Annotated in this window: 20 protein-coding genes; 13 read left to right on the top strand and 7 right to left on the bottom strand. The window is 67.2% G+C overall.

All coding sequences use genetic code 11. The features are described 5' to 3' along the window. The first annotated feature begins 54 nt into the window (after positions 1-54). On the top strand, positions 55-1,350 hold the full coding sequence (locus IDF66_RS15515; RefSeq protein ID WP_190268027.1) for a PspC domain-containing protein: 1,296 nt from the start codon (positions 55-57) through the stop codon (positions 1,348-1,350). Further along, a complete protein-coding gene (locus tag IDF66_RS15510) occupies positions 1,347-2,018 on the top strand; it encodes a LuxR C-terminal-related transcriptional regulator (RefSeq protein WP_190267648.1) in 672 nt (223 codons plus the stop codon). Before IDF66_RS15515 ends, IDF66_RS15510 begins: the two co-directional genes overlap by 4 nt. A gap of 61 nt (positions 2,019-2,079) precedes the next feature. Here the strand turns inward: IDF66_RS15510 and IDF66_RS15505 are convergent, their stop codons facing one another. Then, positions 2,080-3,300 carry a serine/threonine-protein kinase gene (locus IDF66_RS15505; RefSeq protein WP_190267647.1) on the bottom strand — a complete coding sequence of 407 codons (1,221 nt, stop codon included), beginning with the start codon at positions 3,298-3,300 and terminating at the stop codon, positions 2,080-2,082. 81 nt (positions 3,301-3,381) lie between these two features. Between IDF66_RS15505 and IDF66_RS15500 the strand changes: the two genes are divergently transcribed. From IDF66_RS15500 to IDF66_RS15490, 3 genes are all read left to right on the top strand, one after another. Further along, complete coding sequence (locus tag IDF66_RS15500) at positions 3,382-4,404, top strand: Rv2578c family radical SAM protein (RefSeq protein WP_164307042.1); 1,023 nt, start codon at positions 3,382-3,384, stop codon at positions 4,402-4,404. A 254-nt stretch (positions 4,405-4,658) separates the two neighbouring features. Then, on the top strand, positions 4,659-5,432 hold the full coding sequence (locus IDF66_RS15495) for a hypothetical protein (RefSeq protein ID WP_190267646.1): 774 nt from the start codon (positions 4,659-4,661) through the stop codon (positions 5,430-5,432). Between the two features lie 11 nt (positions 5,433-5,443). Beyond that, the gene (locus IDF66_RS15490; RefSeq protein WP_223309703.1) at positions 5,444-7,042 is read left to right on the top strand and encodes a DNA polymerase Y family protein; all 1,599 of its coding nucleotides are present in this window, start codon (positions 5,444-5,446) and stop codon (positions 7,040-7,042) included. 7 nt (positions 7,043-7,049) lie between these two features. Here the strand turns inward: IDF66_RS15490 and IDF66_RS15485 are convergent, their stop codons facing one another. The 3 genes from IDF66_RS15485 to IDF66_RS15475 all read right to left on the bottom strand — a co-directional run bounded on the left by IDF66_RS15485 (position 7,050) and on the right by IDF66_RS15475 (position 10,803). Next, positions 7,050-8,126, bottom strand: coding sequence for an alanine racemase (locus tag IDF66_RS15485; RefSeq protein WP_190267644.1), 1,077 nt, complete (start codon positions 8,124-8,126; stop codon positions 7,050-7,052). Further along, positions 8,123-10,063, bottom strand: a complete 1,941-nt coding sequence (locus tag IDF66_RS15480) for an SDR family oxidoreductase (protein ID WP_190267643.1) — start codon at positions 10,061-10,063, stop codon at positions 8,123-8,125. The genes IDF66_RS15485 and IDF66_RS15480 overlap by 4 nt, the downstream gene beginning before the upstream one ends. A 164-nt stretch (positions 10,064-10,227) precedes the next feature. Beyond that, a complete protein-coding gene (locus tag IDF66_RS15475) occupies positions 10,228-10,803 on the bottom strand; it encodes a TetR/AcrR family transcriptional regulator (protein ID WP_164308399.1) in 576 nt (191 codons plus the stop codon). Positions 10,804-10,883: 80 nt separating this feature from the next. Here IDF66_RS15475 and IDF66_RS15470 point away from each other — a divergent pair, with 80 nt between their 5' ends. Together IDF66_RS15470 and IDF66_RS15465 are read left to right on the top strand one after the other, a co-directional pair. Beyond that, positions 10,884-11,255, top strand: a complete 372-nt coding sequence (locus IDF66_RS15470) for a DUF4267 domain-containing protein (RefSeq protein ID WP_190267642.1) — start codon at positions 10,884-10,886, stop codon at positions 11,253-11,255. A 35-nt stretch (positions 11,256-11,290) separates the two neighbouring features. Continuing rightward, complete coding sequence (locus IDF66_RS15465) at positions 11,291-11,797, top strand: cupin domain-containing protein (protein ID WP_190267641.1); 507 nt, start codon at positions 11,291-11,293, stop codon at positions 11,795-11,797. Between the two features lie 69 nt (positions 11,798-11,866). Here the strand turns inward: IDF66_RS15465 and IDF66_RS15460 are convergent, their stop codons facing one another. Next, positions 11,867-13,510 carry an MFS transporter gene (locus tag IDF66_RS15460; RefSeq protein WP_190267640.1) on the bottom strand — a complete coding sequence of 548 codons (1,644 nt, stop codon included), beginning with the start codon at positions 13,508-13,510 and terminating at the stop codon, positions 11,867-11,869. Between the two features lie 125 nt (positions 13,511-13,635). Between IDF66_RS15460 and IDF66_RS15455 the strand changes: the two genes are divergently transcribed. The 3 genes from IDF66_RS15455 (at position 13,636) to IDF66_RS15445 (ending at position 17,744) form a co-directional block, all read left to right on the top strand. Beyond that, positions 13,636-14,142 (top strand): MarR family winged helix-turn-helix transcriptional regulator, encoded by a 507-nt coding sequence (locus IDF66_RS15455; RefSeq protein ID WP_190267639.1) that lies wholly within the window; start codon positions 13,636-13,638, stop codon positions 14,140-14,142. 84 nt (positions 14,143-14,226) lie between these two features. Next, positions 14,227-17,499, top strand: coding sequence for an error-prone DNA polymerase (locus tag IDF66_RS15450; RefSeq protein ID WP_190267638.1), 3,273 nt, complete (start codon positions 14,227-14,229; stop codon positions 17,497-17,499). Positions 17,500-17,513: 14 nt separating this feature from the next. Then, positions 17,514-17,744 (top strand): DUF167 domain-containing protein, encoded by a 231-nt coding sequence (locus IDF66_RS15445; RefSeq protein ID WP_164308403.1) that lies wholly within the window; start codon positions 17,514-17,516, stop codon positions 17,742-17,744. A 54-nt stretch (positions 17,745-17,798) separates the two neighbouring features. Here IDF66_RS15445 and IDF66_RS15440 read toward each other — a convergent pair whose 3' ends face one another. Both IDF66_RS15440 and IDF66_RS15435 read right to left on the bottom strand, forming a co-directional pair. Continuing rightward, positions 17,799-18,263, bottom strand: coding sequence for a tRNA (cytidine(34)-2'-O)-methyltransferase (locus tag IDF66_RS15440; protein WP_164308404.1), 465 nt, complete (start codon positions 18,261-18,263; stop codon positions 17,799-17,801). A 24-nt stretch (positions 18,264-18,287) separates the two neighbouring features. Further along, positions 18,288-19,256, bottom strand: a complete 969-nt coding sequence (locus IDF66_RS15435) for a serine/threonine dehydratase (RefSeq protein ID WP_190268026.1) — start codon at positions 19,254-19,256, stop codon at positions 18,288-18,290. A gap of 65 nt (positions 19,257-19,321) precedes the next feature. Between IDF66_RS15435 and IDF66_RS15430 the strand changes: the two genes are divergently transcribed. The 3 genes from IDF66_RS15430 (at position 19,322) to IDF66_RS15420 (ending at position 22,187) form a co-directional block, all read left to right on the top strand. Further along, on the top strand, positions 19,322-20,200 hold the full coding sequence (locus tag IDF66_RS15430; protein WP_190267637.1) for a bifunctional methylenetetrahydrofolate dehydrogenase/methenyltetrahydrofolate cyclohydrolase: 879 nt from the start codon (positions 19,322-19,324) through the stop codon (positions 20,198-20,200). After that, positions 20,197-20,523, top strand: a complete 327-nt coding sequence (locus IDF66_RS15425; protein ID WP_164308406.1) for a DUF3017 domain-containing protein — start codon at positions 20,197-20,199, stop codon at positions 20,521-20,523. The genes IDF66_RS15430 and IDF66_RS15425 overlap by 4 nt, the downstream gene beginning before the upstream one ends. 116 nt (positions 20,524-20,639) lie before the next feature. Then, a complete protein-coding gene (locus tag IDF66_RS15420) occupies positions 20,640-22,187 on the top strand; it encodes an Hsp70 family protein (protein ID WP_190267636.1) in 1,548 nt (515 codons plus the stop codon). Positions 22,188-22,195: the final 8 nt, after the last annotated feature.

Below are 22,195 nucleotides of genomic sequence, written 5' to 3'. Positions count from 1 at the left end.
TCCCTGATGTGCACGGTGACCTCGACGTGCCAGTATCGAGAGGTGAGTAGTGGTGTGCCCGTGCCCGCGTCACCGCAGGCGTCACCCCCGACGCCGCGGCTGGTGCGACGCGACGGTGGCCGCGTCATCGCCGGTGTCGCGGGCGGTATCGCCGACCACCTCGGCGTCGATGCGTTCCGGGTGCGTGTGGTCTTCATGGTGCTGGCCGCTCTCGCCGGAGCAGGAGTACTCGCCTACGGGCTGCTCTGGTTCTTCTGTCCGCCGGGTCAGGACACCGCTCCGCCGCCACCCGGCGAGCGACGCCAGGCCTACGGGCTCGCGCTGGTCGGCCTGGTCGCGATGTCGGTGGTCGGCTTCGCCGCATCCGGCACCCCGGCTGCGTATCTGGTGCCTTTCGTCTTCGTCGTGGTCGGCGCCAGCCTGGTCTGGCGTGAGTTCGACACGTCACGTGCCTCGCCCAGGACCCCGCTGCTGACCTGGACCCGCCTGATCGGTGGCGCACTGCTGGTGATCGGCGGGCTGGTCGTGATAGTGCTCGCCGGGAACCAGAACTTCGGCGGTCTGTCCACCACCCTGCTGGCCGTCCTCGCGACGCTGATCGGTGTCCTGCTGCTCACGGTGCCGCTGTGGATGCGGATGTGGCGGGCACTCAACGACGAGCGCGCCGCGCGCATCCGGAACGCCGAACGCGAGGAGATCGCGTCGCATCTGCACGACTCGGTGCTGCAGACACTCGCGTTGATCCAGAAACAGGCAGGCCGGCCGGAGGAGGTGGCGCGACTCGCCCGCAGCCAGGAGCGCGAACTGCGTGGCTGGCTCTTCGGTGATCCCGCGCAACGAGCGGGATCACTCTCGGCGAGCCTGCAGGGGGTCGGCGCCGAGGTGGAGGACGACTACGGCATCGAGGTCGAGGTGATCACCGTCGGCGACCTCCGTCCGGATGACGAGCCTGCGGCCGAGCGTCGTCGATGGTCGGCGTTGGTGGCCGCCACCCGGGAGGCACTGATCAACGCGGCGAAGCACTCTGGCGAACGCAAGGTCGATGTCTATGGTGAGGTGACCGACGAGCAGGTCGATGTGTTCGTCCGTGATCGTGGTGTGGGCTTCGAGCCGGAGCACGTCGACGACGACCGCCAGGGCATCGCCCGATCCATCCGGGCGCGCATGGAGCGTGCGGGCGGTGACGTGGCGATCGACTCGGCACCGGACCACGGCACGAATGTCCGTCTGACCATGCCACGGGGAGCGGCCGGTGGCCCGGACCGGACGGACAAGGCCGACAAAGCAGAGTTGGGCGTGGAAACCGTTGCGACGGTGGAACGCTCACGTGAACAGGAAGGGCATCGATGACCGACACGGCGGTGTGCCGGATCTTTCTCGTCGACGACCATGCGGTGTTCCGGTCGGGTGTGCGCGCCGAATTGGCATCCGAACCGGGACTGCTGGTGGCCGGCGAGGCGGGCACCGTGGCCGAGGCGGTCGAGGGAATCCTGCGGATACGTCCCGACGTCGTCCTGCTCGACGTCCACATGCCCTCCGGTGGTGGCGTCGCGGTGTTACGCGGTGTCACCGATGCGATGCCGGCCGACGGCGTGCCGGTCTTCTTGGCGCTCAGCGTGTCCGACGCGGCCGAGGACGTCATCGCGACGATCCGTGCCGGGGCACGTGGTTACGTCACCAAGACCATCGGCGGGAAGGAACTCGCGGATGCCGTGCGGCGGGTCGCCGACGGCGACGCGGTCTTCAGTCCGCGTCTCGCCGGTTTCGTCCTGGACTCCTTCACCGGTCGTTCCACCGCCCCGGAGCCACCGCTCGACCCCGAGCTCGACTCGCTCACCAGGCGCGAACTGGAGGTGCTCCGACTGCTCGCCCGCGGCTACACCTACCGGGAGATCGCCGACGAGCTGTTCATCTCCATCAAGACGGTCGAGACGCACGCCTCGAACGTGCTGCGAAAGACGCAGCAGTCGAACCGGAATGCGCTGACCCGGTGGGCGGCAACCCGGCACATCGGCTGACCCGGACTCGCGCCGAGCGTGCGCAGTACCGCGTCGATCGAGCGTGGTTTCGTGTCGATCGTCAGCCGGCGAGTGCGATCAGTAGGACCACCACGATCGCGAGGATGACGAAGAACGCCAGGATCGAGATCGCCAGTGCTGTGGTCGATGTCGACGGCTTGCCGGCCGGGCTCGTCCCGGGCTCGTCCGGCCGGTATCGGCTTGTGGACTCGAAGGTCGTGTGCGACGGATCGGTCGACAGGGTGGGTGGGGGTCCCTGGAGTGTCGGTCCGGGACGCCCGTGCGCCGACGGTCCGCCGACCGGCAGGTGCGTACCGGTCGGGTGGGTCCGTGGTGGCCGGGGTGCTCGTTGTGCCCACACCGGGACCCCGCCGTCGGGCTTGGTGAGCGGGCTGGTCAGCGCCTGATGCACCGACCCACGCGGACCTGCGGCCACCTGCGCGAGCAGATCTCGGGACTCGCTCATGGTCGGTCGCTTCGCCGGGTTGGGTTCGAGCATGCGCAACAGGACGGGTCGCAGTTCGCCCGCCTTTGTCATCGGGTTGATCTGTGCACGAGCGACCTTGTGCAGCAACACCAATGAGTTGTCGTCGACCCCGAACGGTGGCTGCCCCTCGACGACGGTGTACACCGTCGCGCCCAGGGAGTAGACGTCCGATGCTTCTCCGGGCTCGGCGCCGCGGGCGACCTCGGGCGCGAAATATGCAGGGGTACCGGTGATCACGCCCGTCTGTGTGAGGCTCACGTCGTCCTTCACGCGGGAGATGCCGAAGTCGGTGATCTTCACCAGTCCTGCGTTGCGACCGGTCGTCGTGATCAGGATGTTGCCCGGTTTGATGTCGCGGTGGATGATGCCTGCGACATGCGCCTCGGTCATCGCGTCGGCCACCTGGGCGCCGATCTGGGCGGCCTGCTGGGGCCCCAGAGTTCTTGTGGTGTGCAGTATCTGGGCGACACTCCGGGAGGGGAGGTACTCCATCACCAGCCACGGTTCTCCGCTGTCGAGGGCGACGTCGTGCATGGCGACCGCATTGCGATGGGATAGCCTGGCCGCGATCCGGCCCTCCCGCATTGCGCGCTTGCGGACGTTCTCGGCCGTCTCGTCGCTGAGGCCTTCGGTGGAGACCACCTGCTTCACTGCGACGTCGCGGGCCAGCAGTTGGTCGCGGGCCAACCACACCGTGCCCATACCGCCGCCGCCGATACGCGACTGCAGACGGTAGCGCCCGGCCACCAGGTACTGCGGCCCTGGCGTGCGGTGGCCCTCATGGGTGGTCGACATAGGCTGCATGATAGTCGTGCCGGTCGGGGTCGGGTGCGCCCGCGCTTGACAGGGTGATCGCACATATGTTCGACTCTGGGTATGCGGTGGTCCGACCAGGGGGTCGAGGTCGACGACGGCGCGCTGCCCGGCCTGGGCAAGGCGGGTCTCGTGCGCTCGGTGCAGACCCCCGAATTCGAAGGTGTCACCTTCCACGAGGTGCTGGCCAAGAGTGCCCTCAACCGGGTTCCGGATGCCGCGAACCTGCCGTTCCGGTTCACGGTCAACACATTTCGGGGCTGCACCCATGCGTGTCGGTACTGTTTCGCGCGGCCGACGCACGAGTACCTCGATCTCGACGCCGGGCAGGACTTCGACAGTCAGGTCGTGGTCAAGCTCAACGTGGCGGCCGTGCTCCGCAAGGAACTGCGGCGCCGGTCATGGAGTCGGGAGACGGTCGCGTTGGGGACCAACACCGATCCCTACCAGCGGGCCGAGGGGCGGTATCGGCTGATGCCGGGGGTGATCTCGGCACTCGCGGAGTCGGCGACCCCGTTCTCGATCCTGACGAAGGGGACGTTGCTGCGCCGGGACCTGCCCTTGTTGCGGCAGGCCGCGCGCAAGGTCCCGGTGAGCATCGCGATCTCGCTGGCGATGCACGATGCCGAGCTGCAGAAGTCGCTGGAGCCGGGCACGCCGTCGCCGAGGGCGCGGCTGGAACTGATCCGCGCGATCGCCGATGCGGGCTTCGCCCCGCACGTGATGGTGGCGCCGGTGATCCCGTATCTGAGTGATTCCACCTCGCATCTCGACGACTTGTTGTCGGCGCTCGCCGATGCGGGTGCGGCCGGGGTGACCGCGTTCCCCATGCATCTGCGTGGATCCACCAAGCCGTGGTTCATGGAGTGGTTGGCCGAGCATCATCCGGCCCTGGTGCGCCGGTACCGCGGTCTCTACGGGCGGGGTGCCTATGTCACGCCGGAGTACTCGGCATGGTTGCGCGACCGGATGCGGCCGCTGGTACAGCAGTACGGTCTGGCGGGAGCCCAGGGCCTGCGAGGATCGGCGACGCCGGCGGAGCCGGTCGCGAGGCCCGAGTTGCAGCAGACCCTCACCCTCTTCTGACCCACCCCCGGTAGTCCCCCCCCGCAGCCGCGACGGTTCCCGTCATCCGCGCCCCCTTTTTCCCGTCGCGGATGACGGGAACCGTCGCGGCTGCGGGAGCTTGTGTGTGGGGGAGGGAGGGAGGGGTGGGGTTGAGGGGTGCGTTGACGGTTGTCGGTGGGCCGTCCTAGGATTGAATCGAATCGAAAACATGTTCGAACAGCATGCATCTTCCCTGCGCGCTGATTGCGGAAAGTCGCAGTTCAGGAGGGTGTATGGGTACGTCTGCGGGTGTTGTCACAGATGGGGCGGTGAGCCACGATCTCGATCGTCTCCGACGTCAGATCGCGGTGATGTCGGGACGCCCCGATCACCACTCTGTCGAGGTTGCCGACCGATCGGCCGGGGTGTTGCCGGTGCCGGGGGCGCTGGCCGATCTGCTGCCCCGACGTGGCCTTGCCCGGGGGAGTGTGGTCGCGATCTCCGGCGCCCGATCGATCCTGTTGTCGGTGATCGCATCGGTGAGCGGGTCGGGTCGCCAGGTGGGGATCGTGGGTCTGCCCCAACTCAACTACGGGGCGGTCGCGGAACTCGGCGGCGATCTGTCACGGATCGCCGCGGTCCCGAATCCGGGGGTCGACCCGATCGAGGTGGCGGGGGTGCTGCTCGACGGGATGGATCTGGTCGTGCTGGGCCTGGGCGACGTCGCGGTGCCGCCATCCCGGACACGGGTGGTGATGGGTCGGGTCCGCAAGCAGTTGTCGACATTGATCACTGCAGGCGGGACGTGGCCAGGCGCGCACCTCCGCCTGGACGCGGAGGTGGTGGCCTACCGGCATCTGCCCGGCGGCACCGGTTCGATCGACCTCGCCACGGCCCGAGCCGGGTATGGACGGCTCGGCGGGATGTCTCTGCAGGTGTCCGTCAGCGATCGGGGACATCAACGTGAGACCGGTGAGATCGATTTGGTGGCAGGAGGTTTCGGTGCCACCGGGCAGGTGGATCTGGTGCCGTCGCCGACGCGTCCGGGTCTTGCGGTGGCCAACTGATGGCGGCGCCGATGACCTCGCCGGTCACCCCCGCCGGCCGTGTTCTCGCGCTGTGGTGTCCGGACTGGCCCGCGACGGCCGCCGCGATGGCCGACGACCTCCCGCCACAGCATCCGATCGCGGTGCTGCACGCCAATCGCGTGATCGCCTGCTCGGCGCCGGCGCGCAGCGTGGGTGTGCGGCGTGGGATGCGTAAACGGCAGGCGCAGTCGGCCTGTCCGGAGATGACCGTCGTCACCACCGACGATCATCGCGACGGCAGGTTCTTCGAGCCGGTGGTCGCGGCGGTGGCAGATCTGGTGCCGGTCGTCGAGGTGCTCCGTCCGGGACTCCTGGTGGTGCCCTCGTCCAATGCCACCCGGTATTTCGGTGGCGAGGACGTACTTGCCGAGAAACTGATCGATGCGGTGGCCGTATCCGGTGTCGAGGCGCATGTTGGGGTGGCCGACCAGCTGTTCACCGCGGTGTTGGCGGCACGGCACGGCGCTCACGTCGAGCCGGGTGGTGATGCCGTCTATCTGGCCGGCCGGCCGGTTGCCGACCTCGCCGTCGAACACAGTCTGAGCGATCCGACCAGGACCGAGTTGGTCGATCTGCTCCGTCGCCTGGGGATCTCGACGATCGGCGCCTTTGCCGATCTGCCTGCAGGCGATGTCGCGACCCGATTCTCCGCCGATGCCATGACCGCCCACCGACTGGCCAACGCCGTACCAGGCCGACCGCCGTCGGGACAGATCTCCCCGGTCGATCTGGTGATCGAGCATCGCTGTGATCCGCCGATCGATCGCGTCGATGCGGCGGCGTTCCTCGGCCGTCGGCTGGCCGATGCGCTGGCACGACGGTTGGCTGCGGCATCGGTTGCCTGCACGCGGCTCACCGTGGAGGCGGTCACCGAACGGGGACAGCGTCATTCCCGGACCTGGAGATGTGCCCAGCCGCTGACCCCGGAGGCCACCGCGGACCGCATCCGCTGGCAGCTCGAGGGGTGGCTGACCGGTGGCCGGGCCGGTGCGGAGGGGCGGCCGGATTCGCCGATCGATGTACTGCGCCTCGAACCGGTCGAGGTGGTCGCTGCCGGAGCACTGCAGTACTCGTTGAACGGCAACGGGTTACCCGAGGATCCGGAGGTCGACGAGCGGGCCCGTCGGTCCCTGGTCCGGGTACAGGGGCTGCTCGGCGGTGACGCCGTGCAACTCCCGATCCGGAGTGGCGGACGTGGTCCCGGAGACCGGATCACGATGGTGTCCCTCGGGGACGAACGGATCCCGGCGCGCAATCCCGATGCGCCGTGGCCGGGTCGGCTGCCGCAACCGACCCCAGCGGTGTTGCTGGACACCCCGATCCAGATGCTCGACCTGACCGGGAGCCCGGTGGAGGTGACCGCCCGGGGTTGTTTCTCCACCGAACCCACCACGATTCGGATGGAACGTCGCGGTCGGACACGAGGCGGCGTCTGGGAACTGCGCTGGTGGGCCGGACCCTGGCCCACCGGCATCGACTCGGATACGGGGGGGATCACCGCACGGGCACAGGTCCTGCTCGACGACTCGCGTGCGCTGTTGCTGAGCTATCGGGCGGAGAAGTGGGTGGTCGAGGGGGTTTACGAGTGACCGGTCATCATGAGTTGGCGCCGCGGGCGATCACCGACCACCCGGTCGTCGCTCCGTCGGGCATCTCGGCGACCAATTCGTCGACGAGATTGACGGCGGTACACACGTGATTGGGTATCACCCGCAACCGGTCGCCGAGGACCGGCATGGCGGCAGGGGCGGTATCCGACGGGAACCGGATCACCGCATGGTGTTCCGAGAGTGACGTGATGGTCGCATCAGGTGTGTCGAGCAAGCGTCCGAACCCCGAGGTCCATGGCGGACGGTCGGCGCCGAGGATCTTGCTGCCCGCATCCACGACGATGCGATCGCCGGTTCGGTGGACCACGGTGGCGACGGCGCACAGCGCGACATCTGCCAAACCGCACGATCCGAGTTCCACCTGCTGCGCGTCGTTGAACGGGTACACGCCCGGTCGGATCTCGGTCAGCACCCCTGGCTCGGCGAACTCGATCGTGGGCGTGGATCCGCCACTGCGCACCACAGGCTCGATCCCGCTGTCCCGCAGTCGTTCGGTGGCCACCGACAATGCGGCCACCTCCTGCTGCGCGGCCCGGAGACGTGCATCGCCGGGGCCGTATCCGTGGCCGGGGAAGGTGAACACACCGACCACCCGCAGGCCCGCATCTGCTGCTGCGGCCGCGATCACGCCGGATTCCGCGGGGTCGGCGCCGGTTCGGTGCTGTCCGGAGTCGATCTCCACCACGACGTCGGCATCGGCATCGCCGATCTCCACAGCGAGTTGTCGCGCACCCTGTGCGGAGTCGACGGCCAGGCGAAGTCGGGCCTGCTCGGCGAGGGCACGAAGCCGAGGGCCCTTGTCGCCGGACACCCAGAGCGGATACGCGATGAACAGATCCGCCCGGTCCGGTGCGATCGAGGCAAATGCCTCCGCCTCACCGATGGTCGCGACCGTCAACCCGACCGCTCCTGCCGCAAGCTGCCGCCGGGCGATCTCGGCGCACTTGTGGGTCTTCGCATGTGGCCGCAAGTCGATGCCCGCGGCCCGTGCGCGTTCGGCAACGGATCCGATGTTGCGGTCGAGCCGCGCGACGTCGACCGAGAGGAACGGTGTGTCGGTCATGCGCTGCCGTCGCCATCAGGGTTCGGCTTGCCCAGTGCGGCAGCCGATTCACCGAAGGCGAGGTACTCCTGGTGGAGGATTCGCGTGGTCAGCCCTGGCGCGAACCGGTGGCCGATCTCGGCCAGGGCGCCCACCGCCGAACCCACGCGCCGGGGTCGCTCCAGGATGCCGTGCAGCACCCGGGCCGCCGCCTTGTCCACACCCCACACGCCTGCCTGATTCGCGTAGGCCTCCGTGGGCGCGATCATCCGTGTCCGCACGAGGGGGAGCCGCACGTTGGTGAACGTGACGTGGTCGGAGAGGGTTTCGGTACTCGTCACATCGCTGAATGCCTCGAGAGCGGCCTTCGACGCGGCATACGCACCGAACCGGCCACCACGGGACTGCACGGCGATCGAGGTCACGTTCACGATGTGGCCGGCCTGCCGCTCGACCATGTGCGGGAGCAGACCGAGGACGAGGTTGACCGCGCCGAAGTAGTTCACCGCCATGAGTCGCTGGTAGTCGTGCAACCGGTCGGTCGAATTGATGGTGGCCCGACGGATCGAACGCCCCGCGTTGTTGACCAGGACGTCGACGTGGTCATGTTCGGCGAGAAGCGTTTTGACAAACCCGGCGACAGACTCCTCGTCGGTGATGTCGCACTGGTAGTTGTGTACCCGCCCGGGTGGCACGCCGTCCTTGCTCGCGGTCGCCGAGAGTTCGGCCGCCGCGGCATCGAGGTCGTCGGCGTGACGGGCGACGATGAACACGTTCGCCCCGCGCGCCACGCACATCCGCGCGGTTGCCTTGCCGATCCCGCTGGAGCCTCCGGTGATGAGGATGTTCTTGCCGACCAACGGTCCACGCGAATCGTTGTGACGATGCCGGGCGGGGTCGAGGTGCGCCGCCCAGTATTTCCAGAGCCGGGGGCCGTAGTCGTCGAGGTCCGGCAACATGATCCCACGCTCACGGAGTGCGGCGATCGTGTCGTCGGATCGGAAGTCGACGGTCAGTGACACGGTGTCGAGGAGAGCGGGCGGGATGCCCTGCTGGGTGGCGAGGAGATCCCGACCCACTCGTAGCGGCCCGGTGCCGGCCAGCGTGAGAAACGGCTCGACGATCCCGTTGGGAATCACGTTGCGACCTTGTGGCCCATGGAATCCGGGCGCGATCGCGTTGTACATCCCGGTGATCGTGCGCCGTCGGGGATCGGCGAGGTGGTAGACGATCCCACTGCGCTCCGGTTCGAGGCTGCAGAGCGCGACGATCGAACCGGCCACGAAGTCGACGGGAACGATGTTTGTGTTGCCGAGATCCGGCATCGGGAGGGGAAGTCCGGCAGGCAGATGGCCCAGCATCCCGAGGTGACCGAAGAAGTAATACGGGCCGTCTATCTTGTCCATCTCGCCGGTGCGTGAATCGCCGACGACGATCGACGGTCGGTAGACGCGCCAACGCAGTCCCTCGCGCTCGCGGACCACTTTCTCGGCCTCGAACTTGGTCCGGTGGTAGGGCGACGGAAACCCTTGTCCGGCATCGAAATCATCCTCGGTGAAGGTTCCGCGATGGTCGCCGGCCACTGCGATCGAGGAGACGTGGTGCATCATCGCGCCTGCCGTGAGCGCGAAATCGGCCACGCGGGCCGTGCCCTCCACGTTCGCGGCCTGCTGGGCGTCGGCATCGGCGGTCATGTCGTAGATCGCCGCGAGGTGGATGACGTGGTCGATGTCGGGGAGTTCGGCACCGCCGACCGCGAGTCCTGGGGTGGTCACGTCACCGATGACCGGCGTGACCTGGCCGGTGGCATCCATGTCGGTGAGCATCTGGCTGAACCGCGGCAGCGTCTGCGCACGCACCAGGGCGTGAATGCGGGCATCGGGCTCGACGGTGAGGAGGCGTTCGATGACGCGGCGGCCGATGAATCCGCTGCCGCCGGTGATGAAGTATGTCGTCATGGCTGTGTGGTGTCCGATCTTCTCTGCAGGAGCGTGACTTCGACCAGCGTGACTCGGTTCTTACTTGACGGTAAGAAGCCGGTTTCTACCCAGGGTGACATTTACATTGACGAATGGCAACATCAGGCCCGGCGTGTGTCGGACATGGCTCGGAGTTGGCAAGCTCAGCGCGTCGGATCGAAGAGTCCTGCGAGTGCGTCGACGCGCCTACGTCGGTTCCCGGGACTCAGCCGGTGGCCGTGGGTGAGGGTCGACATCCCGTGTAGCGCGCACCAGAGCAACTCTGCCCGGGTGCCGGCGTCGTCGGCGTGCTGGCCGCCGACGGCATCGACCAGGACGTCGAAGGCCGTCCGCAACTCGGACGGCGTGGAGTCGTGTGCGAACTGCACGCCGAGCTGCATCGAGAACATCGCTTCGTAGGTTGCGGGATTCTCGGCGGCGAAGGCCAGGTAGGCCTCGATGAACGCGCCTAGGCGATCGGTCGCGTCGGCGCCGTCGAGTGCCTGCCGCATCACAGTCGTGAAGTCGGCGAATCCGGCGAGTGCGACCGCACTCACGATGCCGTCCCGTCCGTCTGGGAAGTGGCCGTAGAGCACCGGCGGGCTGTACTCGATCTCGCCTGCGAGGCGGCGAGTGGTCACCGCGGCCCACCCCTCCCTGTCGGCGATGGAACGGGCGCAGTCGACGATCTTGCGCTCGCGTTCCTGCTTGTCCCGTGCCTTGCGCTCTCGAACTCCCACACGCAGAGGATATCACTGATAGATTCTGGTCCAGCAGTAGTCTATCGTTGGTAGAAATTCTTCAAAGGGAAGGTCATGTCATGCTCACTTCTTCGATCGGACTCGTCCTCAGCTGGATCGGCGGCCTCGGCATCGTGGCGATCGGCGTGGCCTATCTGGCAAAGAACGAGAAGAACGCCGCCGGGTTCGGCCTTCCCGTCCTCCCGGCGTCGGACGCGCGCGGGTGGTGGCAGGTGAAGGGGATCCGTGACGTCGCGAGCGGCCTGCTCGTGATCGTTTTCACGTTCGCGGCCCGCGATCAGCTCGCACTTCTCGTGCTCGTGCTCGTGCTGATCCCGCTGGGTGACATGTGGATCGTCCTGTCCAATGAGGGGGATCGGAAGGCGGCGTTGGGCATCCATGGCGCGACGGCGCTTGCGATGATCGTGGCCGCAGTTCTGCTGTTCGTCTGACCGACCGACCGGAATCGACAAGAAGGAGGCAAACGATGACCGACATCACCGGGCACGAGTCGGGGGTGCGAAGCCCCGACGACGAGGTGGTGGGTACCGACCGTGCCTCGATGCACCTGCTGTTCGACGCGTCCGATACCGACGATGCGCTCAGCACGCTCGAGGTCCGCCTGCAGGCAGGCGCCGATGGTGCAGCGCCACACTTCCACCGACGATCATCGGAGATGTTCTACGTCGTCGACGGCGAGCTCAGGGTGATGACCGGCGATCGGATCGTCACGCTCGGTGCCGGGAACTCACTGGTGGTGCCCCCGCTGATGCCGCACGCCTTCGGCGCGACGCCCGATACTGCGGCCCGGGTGTTGATCGTGCTCACGCCGGGCGTCGAACGTTTCGAGTACTTCCGGCTGCTCGGCCGGATTCAGAGCGGTGATGCATCGCTGGAAGAACTTGCCGCAGTGCAGGACGAGTTCGACAACCACTTCGTCGACGCGCCGCAATGGTGGCAGGAACGGCAGCTCACGAGGCGTGGCGATGAATGATCGCGGGCCCCTGCGTGGCGCCGCTTTCCCGCCATCGCGCTGGACGGATGGCGGGAAAGGTCTTGTGCGTCAAACGGTTTGAGCCGGGGTGCGACGATCCGGCACCTGGCCGGGGTTCTGCGGTATCAGAGCCGAGGCGATCAGTCCCAGTAGGACGAAGCCGGCAGCGAGGTAGCCTCCCAGCGTGAGCCCATCGGTCATCGCCGTTCGGGCGGTGTCAGCGATCTGCGCTGTCCGAGGGTCGGCGGCGAGTCCTTCGATCGCCGCGCCGGCGCTGTCGGTGATTGCGCGCGTGAGTTGTTCGGTGTGTGGCGGGGCCACGCCGGCTGCGGTGAGTTGATCGTCGACCCGCGAGCTCAATGTGGTGAAGAAGGCCGTGGTGAGGATCGCGATCCCGAGAGCGGATCCCAGTTGGCGGAAGGTGCTCTGGATTCCGGCTGCCTGGCCGTTGTCGTCGTCGGGGATATCGGCGAGGACCACATTGGTCACTTGAGCAGTGGCGAATCCGACACCGACACCATAGAGTCCGAGAATCAGCGACAGGGTCCACCACGCGCTGTCGGTCGAGGCGAACAGTCCCAGCCCGCCGAGTCCGACGACCTCGAACACCAGGCCCCAGCGAAGCATGGTCAGCGGCGACACACTCTTGTCGGCCAGGCCGAAGCTGGCCCCGCTGGCGACGAAGCTGCCGATGGCAATCGGTACCAGCGCCAGCCCGGACTGCAATGCACTGTAGCCGAGGGTGAACTGCAGCCAGAGTGGGAGCACGGCGACGATGCCGAACTCGCCGACTCCGATGATCAACGTCGCGATGTTGCCGTTGCGGAACGATGCCACCGAGAACAGACTCAGGTCCAGCAATGCCTTGTCGCTGTTGCCACTTCGGCGCAGCAGCATTTGTCGCCCGATGAAGCCGGTCAGGGCCGACGCGCTGCCCACCAGTGCCACCAGAACCGGCGACGGGCCGCTGGCCCAGTGAAACCCGCCGATATCCATCGATTGCGTGGTGGTGACCCACCCGTATGTGCGTCCCTCGATCAAGCCGAACGCCAGCAGGCCCAGTCCCAGTACCGACAGAATGGCCCCGATGATGTCCGATCGTCCGGGCATGCGTGGTGAGCGATCGATACAGCCCATCACTCCGGCCACGATCACGATCGCCAACGGCACGTTGATGCCGAAGGCCCAGCGCCACGACACATGCTCGGCCAGCCAGCCGCCCAGCAATGGGCCCAGTGCGGCGGCCGCACCGATCGTGGAGCCCCAGATGGCGAAGGCCTGGCCGCGAGCCTTGCCCGTGAATGTGGCGTTGAGCAGTGCAAGCGACGTCGGCAGGATCATCGCGGCCCCGGCCCCCTGGAGGAACCGTGCCATGACCAGCAGGCCACCACTCGGCGCGAGGCCGGCCAGAATGCTCGTCACACCGAACACGACGACTCCGACAAGGAATACGCGCCGTGCTCCCACGATGTCGGCCGCGCGACCGACAACCAACAGCAACGCTGCGAACACGATTGCGTAGGACTCCTGAATCCATTGCGCCTGCGTCGAACCCGTGTCGAGGTCTTCGATGATCGACGGGATGATCACGTTCACGATCGTGGTGTCCACCACGATGAGGGCCACACCGAGCGCAATGGCGACCAGGCCAACCCATTGTCGACGTGTCGGTCTGGCGGCCGCCTGTGTCACATCGGTACCGAGCGCGTCCATGATCGAGCCTTCCTATAATTCTACGATGGAATGATTCCAGCATGAAAGTATTGGCGATGGCGTACGTTGTCAAATGTTGTTGCTGGCATCACTTCAGCGCGCTTGAGAGGACTGAGGCGAGGGACATGGGCGACCCGGTCGACCCGGAGCAGCTGACCGAACGGCTACGTGCCTACGGTGGGGCGTACCGGGAATTCAGTCGAAGGTTTGCTTCGTGGCTTGGTTTGCACGCCACCGACGCTGAAGCGCTCATCGAGATTCTCGCGTGTGAGGAACGTGGCATGGCCCTGTCCCCGGCGCGTCTGAGTGAACGGATCGGCCGGTCCAACCCGGCAACCACCGCGGTCCTCAACAGGCTCGAGGGGGCCGGTTACGTTGTGCGGACTCGCGAGCACAACGACCGCCGAATCGTCACGCTGCGCAGCAGCCGGGAGGTTCACGCTCTCGCCGACGAGTTCTTCAACCCTCTCGGGGAGCGGGTCGGCGCCGTGATGGCCCGATATTCGGCTGTCGAACTCCAGCGGTTCCAATCCTTCCTGGCAGAACTGTTGGCCGCGATGAACACCGAATTGTCCAGTCCGGCGGGTCCGCATCCTCGCGCAGACATCGATGGGACCGTCCACTCGGAATGACGGACGTGTGAACCACGCCCGAACCCGAACCCGGGCGACGTGCCGGAGCTGGTTCATCGAACACATGTTCGATAGACTTGGTCGGTGGGATGGGATCAGGGGCCACCGACGTGGTCGGAGATGGAGCGGGTGCTCTCCGGCCGCGCGCCGGGACACGGGCGGCCCGGGGAGGCGTTCGGTCCCGGTGACAACTCCGGGGACGGCAACGACAGCCCCGCATGGTCGCGGAAGCGGGGTGCCTACCGTCCGGAGGGCGTGGAACGAGGTCGATCCTCCGTCCGGTATGCCGAACTCCACGCGCACAGTTCCTACAGTTTTCTCGACGGTGCCTCGATGCCGGAGGAGATGGTCGAGGAGGCGCAGCGTCTGGACCTGGAGGCCCTTGCCGTCACCGATCACGACGGCTTCTACGGGGTGGTCCGATTTGCCGAGGCGGCAAGAGAGTTCGGCATGCCGACGGTGTTCGGTGCCGAGCTGTCCCTGGAGCCCGACGTCACGCGGACGGGTGTCCCGGACCCGCCGGGCGAACATCTGCTCGTCCTCGCCCGCGACAGCGAGGGGTATCGGCGACTGTCCCGGACCATCGCGGACGCGCACATGGTCGCGGGGGAGAAGGGGTTGCTGCGCTATGACCGGGAACGACTGCCGGACATGGGAGGTGGTCATTGGCTGGTGCTCACCGGATGTCGTAAAGGGTCCGTCCGGCGGGCGCTCGAGCGGAGTGGGCCCGGAGCCGCACGGCTCGCGCTGACCGATCTGGTGGATCGCTATGGCCGTGAGGACATCGCGGTGGAACTCACCGCCCAGGGGCTGCCGGAGGACGACGAACGCAACGCGATCCTGGCCGGGCTCTCCACCGAATTCGGTCTGACGACGGTGGCGACCACCGGGGCACACTTCGCCGGGCCGCCACGCCGCAGACTCGCGACGGCCGTCGCGGCGGTCCGGGCGAGGACGGACATCGAGACCATCGACGGCTGGCTGCCGGGTGTCGGTGGTGCGCACCTGCGCAGCGGCGACGAGATGTCCCGGTTGATCGCCGGGCATCCGGATGCGATCGACAACACGGTCGGGTTGGCTGCCGACTGTGCTTTTCGGCTGGGTCTCATCGCGCCGCGGTTGCCCCCGTTCGACGTCCCGGACGGGCACACCGAGATCAGTTGGCTGCGCGAGCAGACCATGGATGGCGCGCTGCGTCGCTACGGCACCCCGGGCATGCATCCGCAGGCGTATCGGCAGATCGAGCACGAACTGGCCATCATCGAGACCCTCACCTTTCCCGGCTACTTCCTCGTGGTCGCCGACATCGTCAATTTCTGCAAGCGCAACGACATCCTGTGTCAGGGGCGTGGAAGCGCCGCCAACTCGGCAGTCTGCTACGCATTGGGCATCACCAACGTCGACCCGGTCGCGAACAAGCTCTTGTTCGAGCGCTTCCTGTCGCCCGAACGGGACGGCCCACCCGACATCGACGTGGACATCGAGTCCGATCGACGGGAAGAGGCGATCCAGTACGTCTACCGGCGCTATGGCCGTGACTACAGTGCACAGGTCGCCAATGTCATCACCTATCGCGGCAGATCAGCGGTCCGTGACATGGCGCGCGCACTCGGTTATGCCACCGGGCAACAGGACGCCTGGAGCAAGGCCCCCGACGAGGCGCCCGACGACGTCACCGATCTCGCAGGTGAGATCCTGGGGATGCCAAGGCATCTGGGCATCCACTCCGGAGGGATGGTGATCTGCGACCGGCCCATCGCCGACGTGTGCCCGACGGAGTGGGCGAGGATGGAGAACCGGAGTGTGTTGCAGTGGGACAAGGATGATTGCGCCGCAATAGGTCTCGTCAAGTTCGATCTTCTCGGGCTCGGCATGTTGTCAGCGCTGCACTACGCCATCGATCTGGTTGCCGAACACAAGGGCATCGAGGTCGATCTGGCGACCTTGGATCTGACCGAGCCTGCCGTCTACGACATGTTGTGCCGTGCCGACTCGGTCGGCGTGTTCCAGGTGGAGTCGCGCGCACAGATGGCCACCTTGCCGCGATTGAAGCCACGAACGTTCTATGACCTGGTGGTCGAGGTGGCTCTCATCCGTCCCGGGCCGATCCAGGGTGGCTCGGTGCATCCCTACATCCGGCGCCGCAACGGGACGGAGAGACCGACGGTGGAACATCCGTCGATGCGCAAGGCGCTCGATCGCACCCTGGGAGTGCCGCTGTTCCAGGAGCAATTGATGCAACTCGCGGTCGATGTCGCCGGGTTCGACGCCGCGGAGGCCGACCAACTGCGCCGAGCGATGGGTTCCAAACGGTCGCCGGAGCGGATGGAACGTCTGCGCAGGCGATTCTACGAGGGTATGGAGAAGGAGCACGGGATCGCAGGCGAGACGGCCGATCGGATCTTCGAGAAGATGGCCGCATTCGCGAATTTCGGTTTCCCGGAGAGTCATTCGCAGAGTTTCGCGTCCCTGGTCTTCTATTCGTCGTGGTTCAAGCTCCACCATCCGGCGGCATTCTGCGCGGCGTTGCTGCGGGCGCAGCCGATGGGTTTCTACTCGCCGCAGTCGTTGGTCGCGGATGCGCGCAGACACGGTGTCGTCGTGCACCGTCCGGACATCAACCTGTCGCACGCACATGCGACCCTGGCGAACGAGGGGCTCGAGGTCAGGTTGGGGCTCGGCGGGATTCGAGGGCTCGGCGACGATGTCGCCGAGCGGATCGTCGAATGCCGTGACCGCGACGGTGACTATCGGGATGTGACAGATGTGTCCCGCCGTGCGGAGCTGACAGTGCATCAGCTCGAGGGACTGGCGGGCGCGGGGGCGTTCGCCGGCTTCGGGATGAGTCGGCGGCAGGCCCTGTGGGAGGCGGGTGCCGCCGCGACGGTGCGGTCGGATCAGCTGGCACTCGAGTCATCCACACGGACACCGACCTTGCCGGGGTTGTCGGAGATCGAACTGGCCGCGACGGATGCCTGGGCGACGGGTATCACCCCGACGTCCTATCCGACCCAGTTCCTGCGGCCCCGCCTGGCGGCGATGGGGGTGGTCCCGGCCGATGGGTTGCTGTCCGTCGCAGACGGGTCACGGGTCACCGTGGCAGGTGCGGTGACTCATCGGCAGCGTCCGGCGACTGCGTCGGGTGTGACGTTCATCAACCTCGAGGATGAAACGGGCATGGTGAACGTGGTCTGTTCGGTGGGGTTGTGGACTCGACATCGAAATCTGGCACACTCTGCATCAGCATTGTTGATCCGTGGCACCGTGCAGAATGCCGAGGGGGCGGTGACGGTGGTGGCGGAGCGCCTGCAGCGCTTGGATCTCCGAGTTGGAACTCGTTCCAGGGATTGGCATTAGAGAGGGGCGCGGCAATGCCGAGGCAGATCGTGGTGACGGTGAAGCCGAGTAGTCGCAAGGGGCCGCTGGTGGAGACCGGGCCGGACGGTTCGGTCACAGTCTTCGTCCGTGAACCGGCGGCCGAGGGGCGCGCCAACAAGGCTGTCGCCGAGATTCTCGCCGATCACCTGGGTGTGCCCAAACGAAAGATCGCCCTCGTCGGCGGAGCGACCGCCCGCACCAAGCGGTTCCGCATCGACAACTGACCGCCTCGACAACCGGGCGCATCCACACCATCACGGTGCAGGTCGACCCGTCGGTCAGACGGCCCCGGTGAACCCGTTCTGCCGCCACGCCTCGTAGACGACGATGCTCGCGGCATTGGCGAGATTGTGCGACCGTCGCCCGGCCAGCATGGGGATCCGGACCCGGTCGGTGACCGCCGGTTCGGCCAGCACGTCGTCGGGCAGGCCGGTCGGTTCCGGCCCGAACAGCAAGACGTCGCCTGGGCGGTACTCGACATCCGTGTGGTAGCGCGACGCATGCGCGGTGAACGCGAAGACCCGCTCGGGCTGGAGCGTGGTCCAGGCCGTCCCCAAATCGGGATGCACTGTCACCGTGGCCATCTCGTGGTAGTCCAGGCCTGCGCGTTTGACCTGTGCATCGGACATGCTGAACCCGAGCGGTTCGATGAGATGCAGTTCACAGCCGGTGTTGGCGGCGAGGCGGATCGCGTTCCCGGTGTTGGGCGGAATACACGGCTGATAGAACATGATGCGGAACATGGTCAGGCCAGGTTAGCGCCATGGTTACCGGCCGGACGCACCCGCCTCCGACCGCTGGGGCCCCAACGTGGTGTTCGCCCCGCACAACACCACGCACAATGTCGAATCCGGTTCCGGCCGAACGGCTCCGGTGAGCACCGCGGCGACCGCCGTCGCGGTGCCCGGCTCCACCAGGATGCGGAAGGCGTCCCACAGGTGGCCACGCGCCGCGATCAGATCCGCGTCCGACACCACCACACTGGTCACCGCGCGACCGGCGATCGTCGACCAGCAGATGTCCCCGAGCCGGGTCGCGCCGAGTGAGTCGGCTGCGACACTGTCGAGTTCCACGGGCACGGGGCGACCCGCGTCGATGGCGTGACGCAGGCACGACGACCCGATCGGCTCGGCGCCGACGATCCGGTCGCCCGGCCGCTGTACCGCCGTCAGCCCGCCGAGCAGACCGCCGCCGCCGACACAGACGACGGTGGTGAGCGGACCGGCGACATCGTCGGCGAGTTCGAGTCCGATCGTGCCGGCCCCGGCCACGATGTCGGGTTGGTCATAGGCGTGCAGGAGGAGAGCACCCGATCGCCGGGCCATCTCGGCTGCGGCGTCGGCCGCGTGCTGGTAGCGGTCACCCACCTGATGGACGTCTGCGCCGAGTGCGCGCAGGCTGTCGACCTTGACCTGAGGTGCGGTCTCCGGCACCACCACGGTGCACCTGGTGGCGGCGATGCGGGCCGCCCATGCGGCGCCGATCGCGGCATTGCCACCGGACGCGACCAGGACACCCGCATCGTCGAGAAGTCCTTCGTCTCGCGCATGGCGTACGGCGTTGAGGCTCCCCCGGGGTTTGAAGCACCCACCCGCCTGGAGGTATTCGAGCTTGAACACCACGTCGACCGGGCCGTCGACGGTGTCGATCGCGGTCCGCAGAACCGGCGTCCGGCGCAGCGAGCCCGCGATCCGCTCCCGGGCGGCGACGACCTCGTCGAGGGTGACCGGACCCACCCGATCGGTAGATGGTTCCACGTCGATCCACAGTACCGACGCGGCGGATGGAACAATGGATCTCCGTGAGCGCTATACGACTCGACGGCAAGGTCACTCGTGACGAGATCTTCTCCGATCTCGGGGTCCGGGTGGAGAAGCTGCGTGCCGAGGGCATCATGCCCGGTCTCGGTACCGTCCTGGTCGGGGATGACCCCGGTTCGCAGTCCTACGTGAAGGGTAAGCACGCCGACTGTGCGCGTATCGGCGTGGCCTCGATCCGTAAGGACCTCCCGGCGGATGCGACGACCGAGGAACTGAACGCCGCGATCGACGAGCTCAACGACGACCCCAACTGCACCGGCTACATCGTCCAGTTGCCGTTGCCCGGTCATCTCGACGAGAACGCCGCGTTGGAGCGCATCGACCCGTCGAAGGACGCCGACGGTCTCCATCCGATCAACCTGGGACGTCTGGTGCTCGGCAAGGAGTCGACGTTGCCGTGCACTCCGCGGGGCATCGTCCACCTGCTGAGGCGATACGACATCCCCATCAAGGGCGCACGGGTGACCGTCGTCGGGCGCGGGGTCACCATCGGGCGACCGATCGGTCTGCTGCTGACGCGGCGCAGTGAGAACGCGACCGTCACGCTCTGTCACACCGGCACCCGCGATCTTGCGTCCGAGGTGTCGCGGGCCGACGTCGTGATCGCCGCAGCCGGAGTCCCGCACCTCATCACCAAGGACATGGTCAAGCCGGGTGCCGCGGTCATCGACGTCGGGGTCAGCCGCACCGAGGCCGGACTCACCGGTGACGTCGCTCCTGACGTCTGGGACGTCGCGGGCCACGTGTCACCCAATCCCGGGGGAGTCGGGCCGCTGACCCGCGCGTTCCTGCTCGTCAACGTTGTCGAGCGTGCGGAAGCGCAACTCGCCGGTCGTGCCGGACCGGGACCTGTCGGGTGACCGGGACCGGTGCCGATGGCCGCGTCGAGCGGATTCGGCACGTGCGACAGGTCAGGCGTTATCTGGTTCAGATCCCCTACTTCGTCGTATTGCTGGGCCTTCTGGTCGCCGCCGTGCTGGTGCTGTTCGACCGCTGGCGGCGTGGCGCATTCGTCTTCGGATCGGCGCTGCTGCTCGGTGCGGTCCTGAGATCCCTGATTCCGTCGTCGCGAGCGGGACTTCTCCAGGTCAGAGGACGTTTCTTCGACGTCGCGGCGATGGCGGCCACCGGCACCCTCATTCTGTGGCTGGCGACGTCAATCGATCCGTTGGGCACAGATTGATTACAATAGATACCAACACGTGACCTGAGGCCCGAGGGGGCGCCAACAGCTGGGGAGTACGTATCACTTCGACGATCAACACCGCCGACCCGACGATTCCGGATGATTCCACGTCGATGGGTGTCTCGGCAGGCGACGGAATGATCCACTACGTCCTGCTCACCCGCGACGACGTCGGGCGCAGTGTCGTGGACACGCGGGTGATCGACGTCGACCGCAGCGACGGACTCGACGTCGCCGGACGGGTGAACGCCGGGATCGACCTGATGCTCGGGGCCGCGCGCGACGCGGACCTGCGGGTCGGTCCGATCGGCGTGGCCGCACGCACCACCAAACAACGCTGGGAGCTCCAGTCGCGGGGCGCCGGTCCGCGTCGTCAGATCCACTTGGTCAACGACGACGAGGCCGTCGTCGCGTATCTGTCGGCGACCGGCCAGATCAACAGGTTCGAATCCGTGGTGGTCGTCGATTGCGGCGACACCGGGATGTCGCTGTACACCGTCGAACCCGCGACCAATCGGATCTCGGCGACGGAACGATCGCGTGCGCTGACCGGCCGTCGCCTCGATCGGTCGATCGTCGGTCAACTGGTCGCCGACGACAACGTCGCCGAGCCGACCGGAGCCCGGGTCCGCCGGCGTGCCCTCCTCAGTGCGTGCCGTACCGCCAAGGAGGAGTTCTCTGCACCGGGTCTGTCCGCGGCGGCTGGTTCGATCCTGCTCGCCGACGGTGGCGGGCACATGACGCTCACCCAGGACACCATCGACGCGGCGATCGCCCCGATGGTCGACGATGCACGAGAAGTGTTGGCGCGCTACCTGTCCGAGGGCGCCGATCGCGGCACGCCGCCCCAGGCGGTCGTCCTGGTGGGCGGCATCGCCAACCTGCCTGCGGTGCGCGCGATGGTCGACCGTGAGCATGCGCTCGAGGTGGTCGTCCCCGAGGCCCCCGAACTCGCCGCATCCATCGGCGCGGCGATCCTGGCCCGGACCAAGACGGCCGCCGACAGTCCGTCCCGGCTCGCGTTCATCGGCGGAAAACGGAATCGCGAGTGGCTCTCCGCGACGCCACTGGCCGTGGTCGGCGCCATCATCGCCGCTGCGATGATGACGATCTTCGCCGTGAGTTCATCGCTGACCGGGCAGAATGAGCCTGCTCCGTCGTCGACGGCCGCACCCACGACCTCGTCGACCACCTCCTCCTCTGCGGTCACGACCTCACCGGCCCCGCAACAGCCCGCCACGACCACCACGGCGGTCGCACCGCCTCCGGTGGTCCAGGTGCCGACCGAGGAACAAGTGGTGCCGACCACCCGTCAGCCCGAACCGCGGTGGAACGAATCACCCGGCTGGGCCACCACCGAGTTGCCGCCCACCACGCAGCAACCGGACCAGCCCTCGACGACCACGCGGACACTCTTGCCATATCCGCTTCCGTCGCTGCCGTGGCCTACCGGTACCCGGCCCACGCCGACGATCCCGCCGGACCTGTTGCCTCCCGGCTTCCAGCCGCAGACGACGCAGCCGACACCGCCGCCGCCCGAGCAGGCGCCCGCGACGACGACATCACCGCGGGGAGCGCAGCAGCGGGTGACACCCACGGCACCGACGTCGGGGGACTCGACCGAGGCGTCATCGACCACCACACCGGTGCCCTCGCGGTAGGGTCCGGC

It is taken from the genome of Gordonia hankookensis, assembly GCF_014673215.1.
GTDB classification, from domain to species: domain Bacteria; phylum Actinomycetota; class Actinomycetes; order Mycobacteriales; family Mycobacteriaceae; genus Gordonia; species Gordonia hankookensis.
This window is presented reverse-complemented; position numbering and strand designations above follow the sequence as displayed.

Excerpts from the sequence above, each read along its gene's own strand:
- IDF66_RS15490 (WP_223309703.1), top strand. The coding sequence starts at position 5,444 with ATGACCTCGCCGGTCACCCCCGCCGGCCGTGTTCTCGCGCTGTGGTGT.
- IDF66_RS15470 (WP_190267642.1), top strand. The coding sequence starts at position 10,884 with ATGCTCACTTCTTCGATCGGACTCGTCCTCAGCTGGATCGGCGGCCTC.
- IDF66_RS15445 (WP_164308403.1), top strand. The coding sequence starts at position 17,514 with ATGCCGAGGCAGATCGTGGTGACGGTGAAGCCGAGTAGTCGCAAGGGG.
- IDF66_RS15500 (WP_164307042.1), top strand. The coding sequence starts at position 3,382 with ATGCGGTGGTCCGACCAGGGGGTCGAGGTCGACGACGGCGCGCTGCCC.
- IDF66_RS15510 (WP_190267648.1), top strand. The coding sequence starts at position 1,347 with ATGACCGACACGGCGGTGTGCCGGATCTTTCTCGTCGACGACCATGCG.
- IDF66_RS15485 (WP_190267644.1), bottom strand. The coding sequence starts at position 8,126 with ATGACCGACACACCGTTCCTCTCGGTCGACGTCGCGCGGCTCGACCGC.
- IDF66_RS15420 (WP_190267636.1), top strand. The coding sequence starts at position 20,640 with ATGGGTGTCTCGGCAGGCGACGGAATGATCCACTACGTCCTGCTCACC.
- IDF66_RS15440 (WP_164308404.1), bottom strand. The coding sequence starts at position 18,263 with ATGTTCCGCATCATGTTCTATCAGCCGTGTATTCCGCCCAACACCGGG.
- IDF66_RS15505 (WP_190267647.1), bottom strand. The coding sequence starts at position 3,300 with ATGTCGACCACCCATGAGGGCCACCGCACGCCAGGGCCGCAGTACCTG.
- IDF66_RS15460 (WP_190267640.1), bottom strand. The coding sequence starts at position 13,510 with ATGGACGCGCTCGGTACCGATGTGACACAGGCGGCCGCCAGACCGACA.
- IDF66_RS15455 (WP_190267639.1), top strand. The coding sequence starts at position 13,636 with ATGGGCGACCCGGTCGACCCGGAGCAGCTGACCGAACGGCTACGTGCC.
- IDF66_RS15465 (WP_190267641.1), top strand. The coding sequence starts at position 11,291 with ATGACCGACATCACCGGGCACGAGTCGGGGGTGCGAAGCCCCGACGAC.
- IDF66_RS15480 (WP_190267643.1), bottom strand. The coding sequence starts at position 10,063 with ATGACGACATACTTCATCACCGGCGGCAGCGGATTCATCGGCCGCCGC.
- IDF66_RS15495 (WP_190267646.1), top strand. The coding sequence starts at position 4,659 with ATGGGTACGTCTGCGGGTGTTGTCACAGATGGGGCGGTGAGCCACGAT.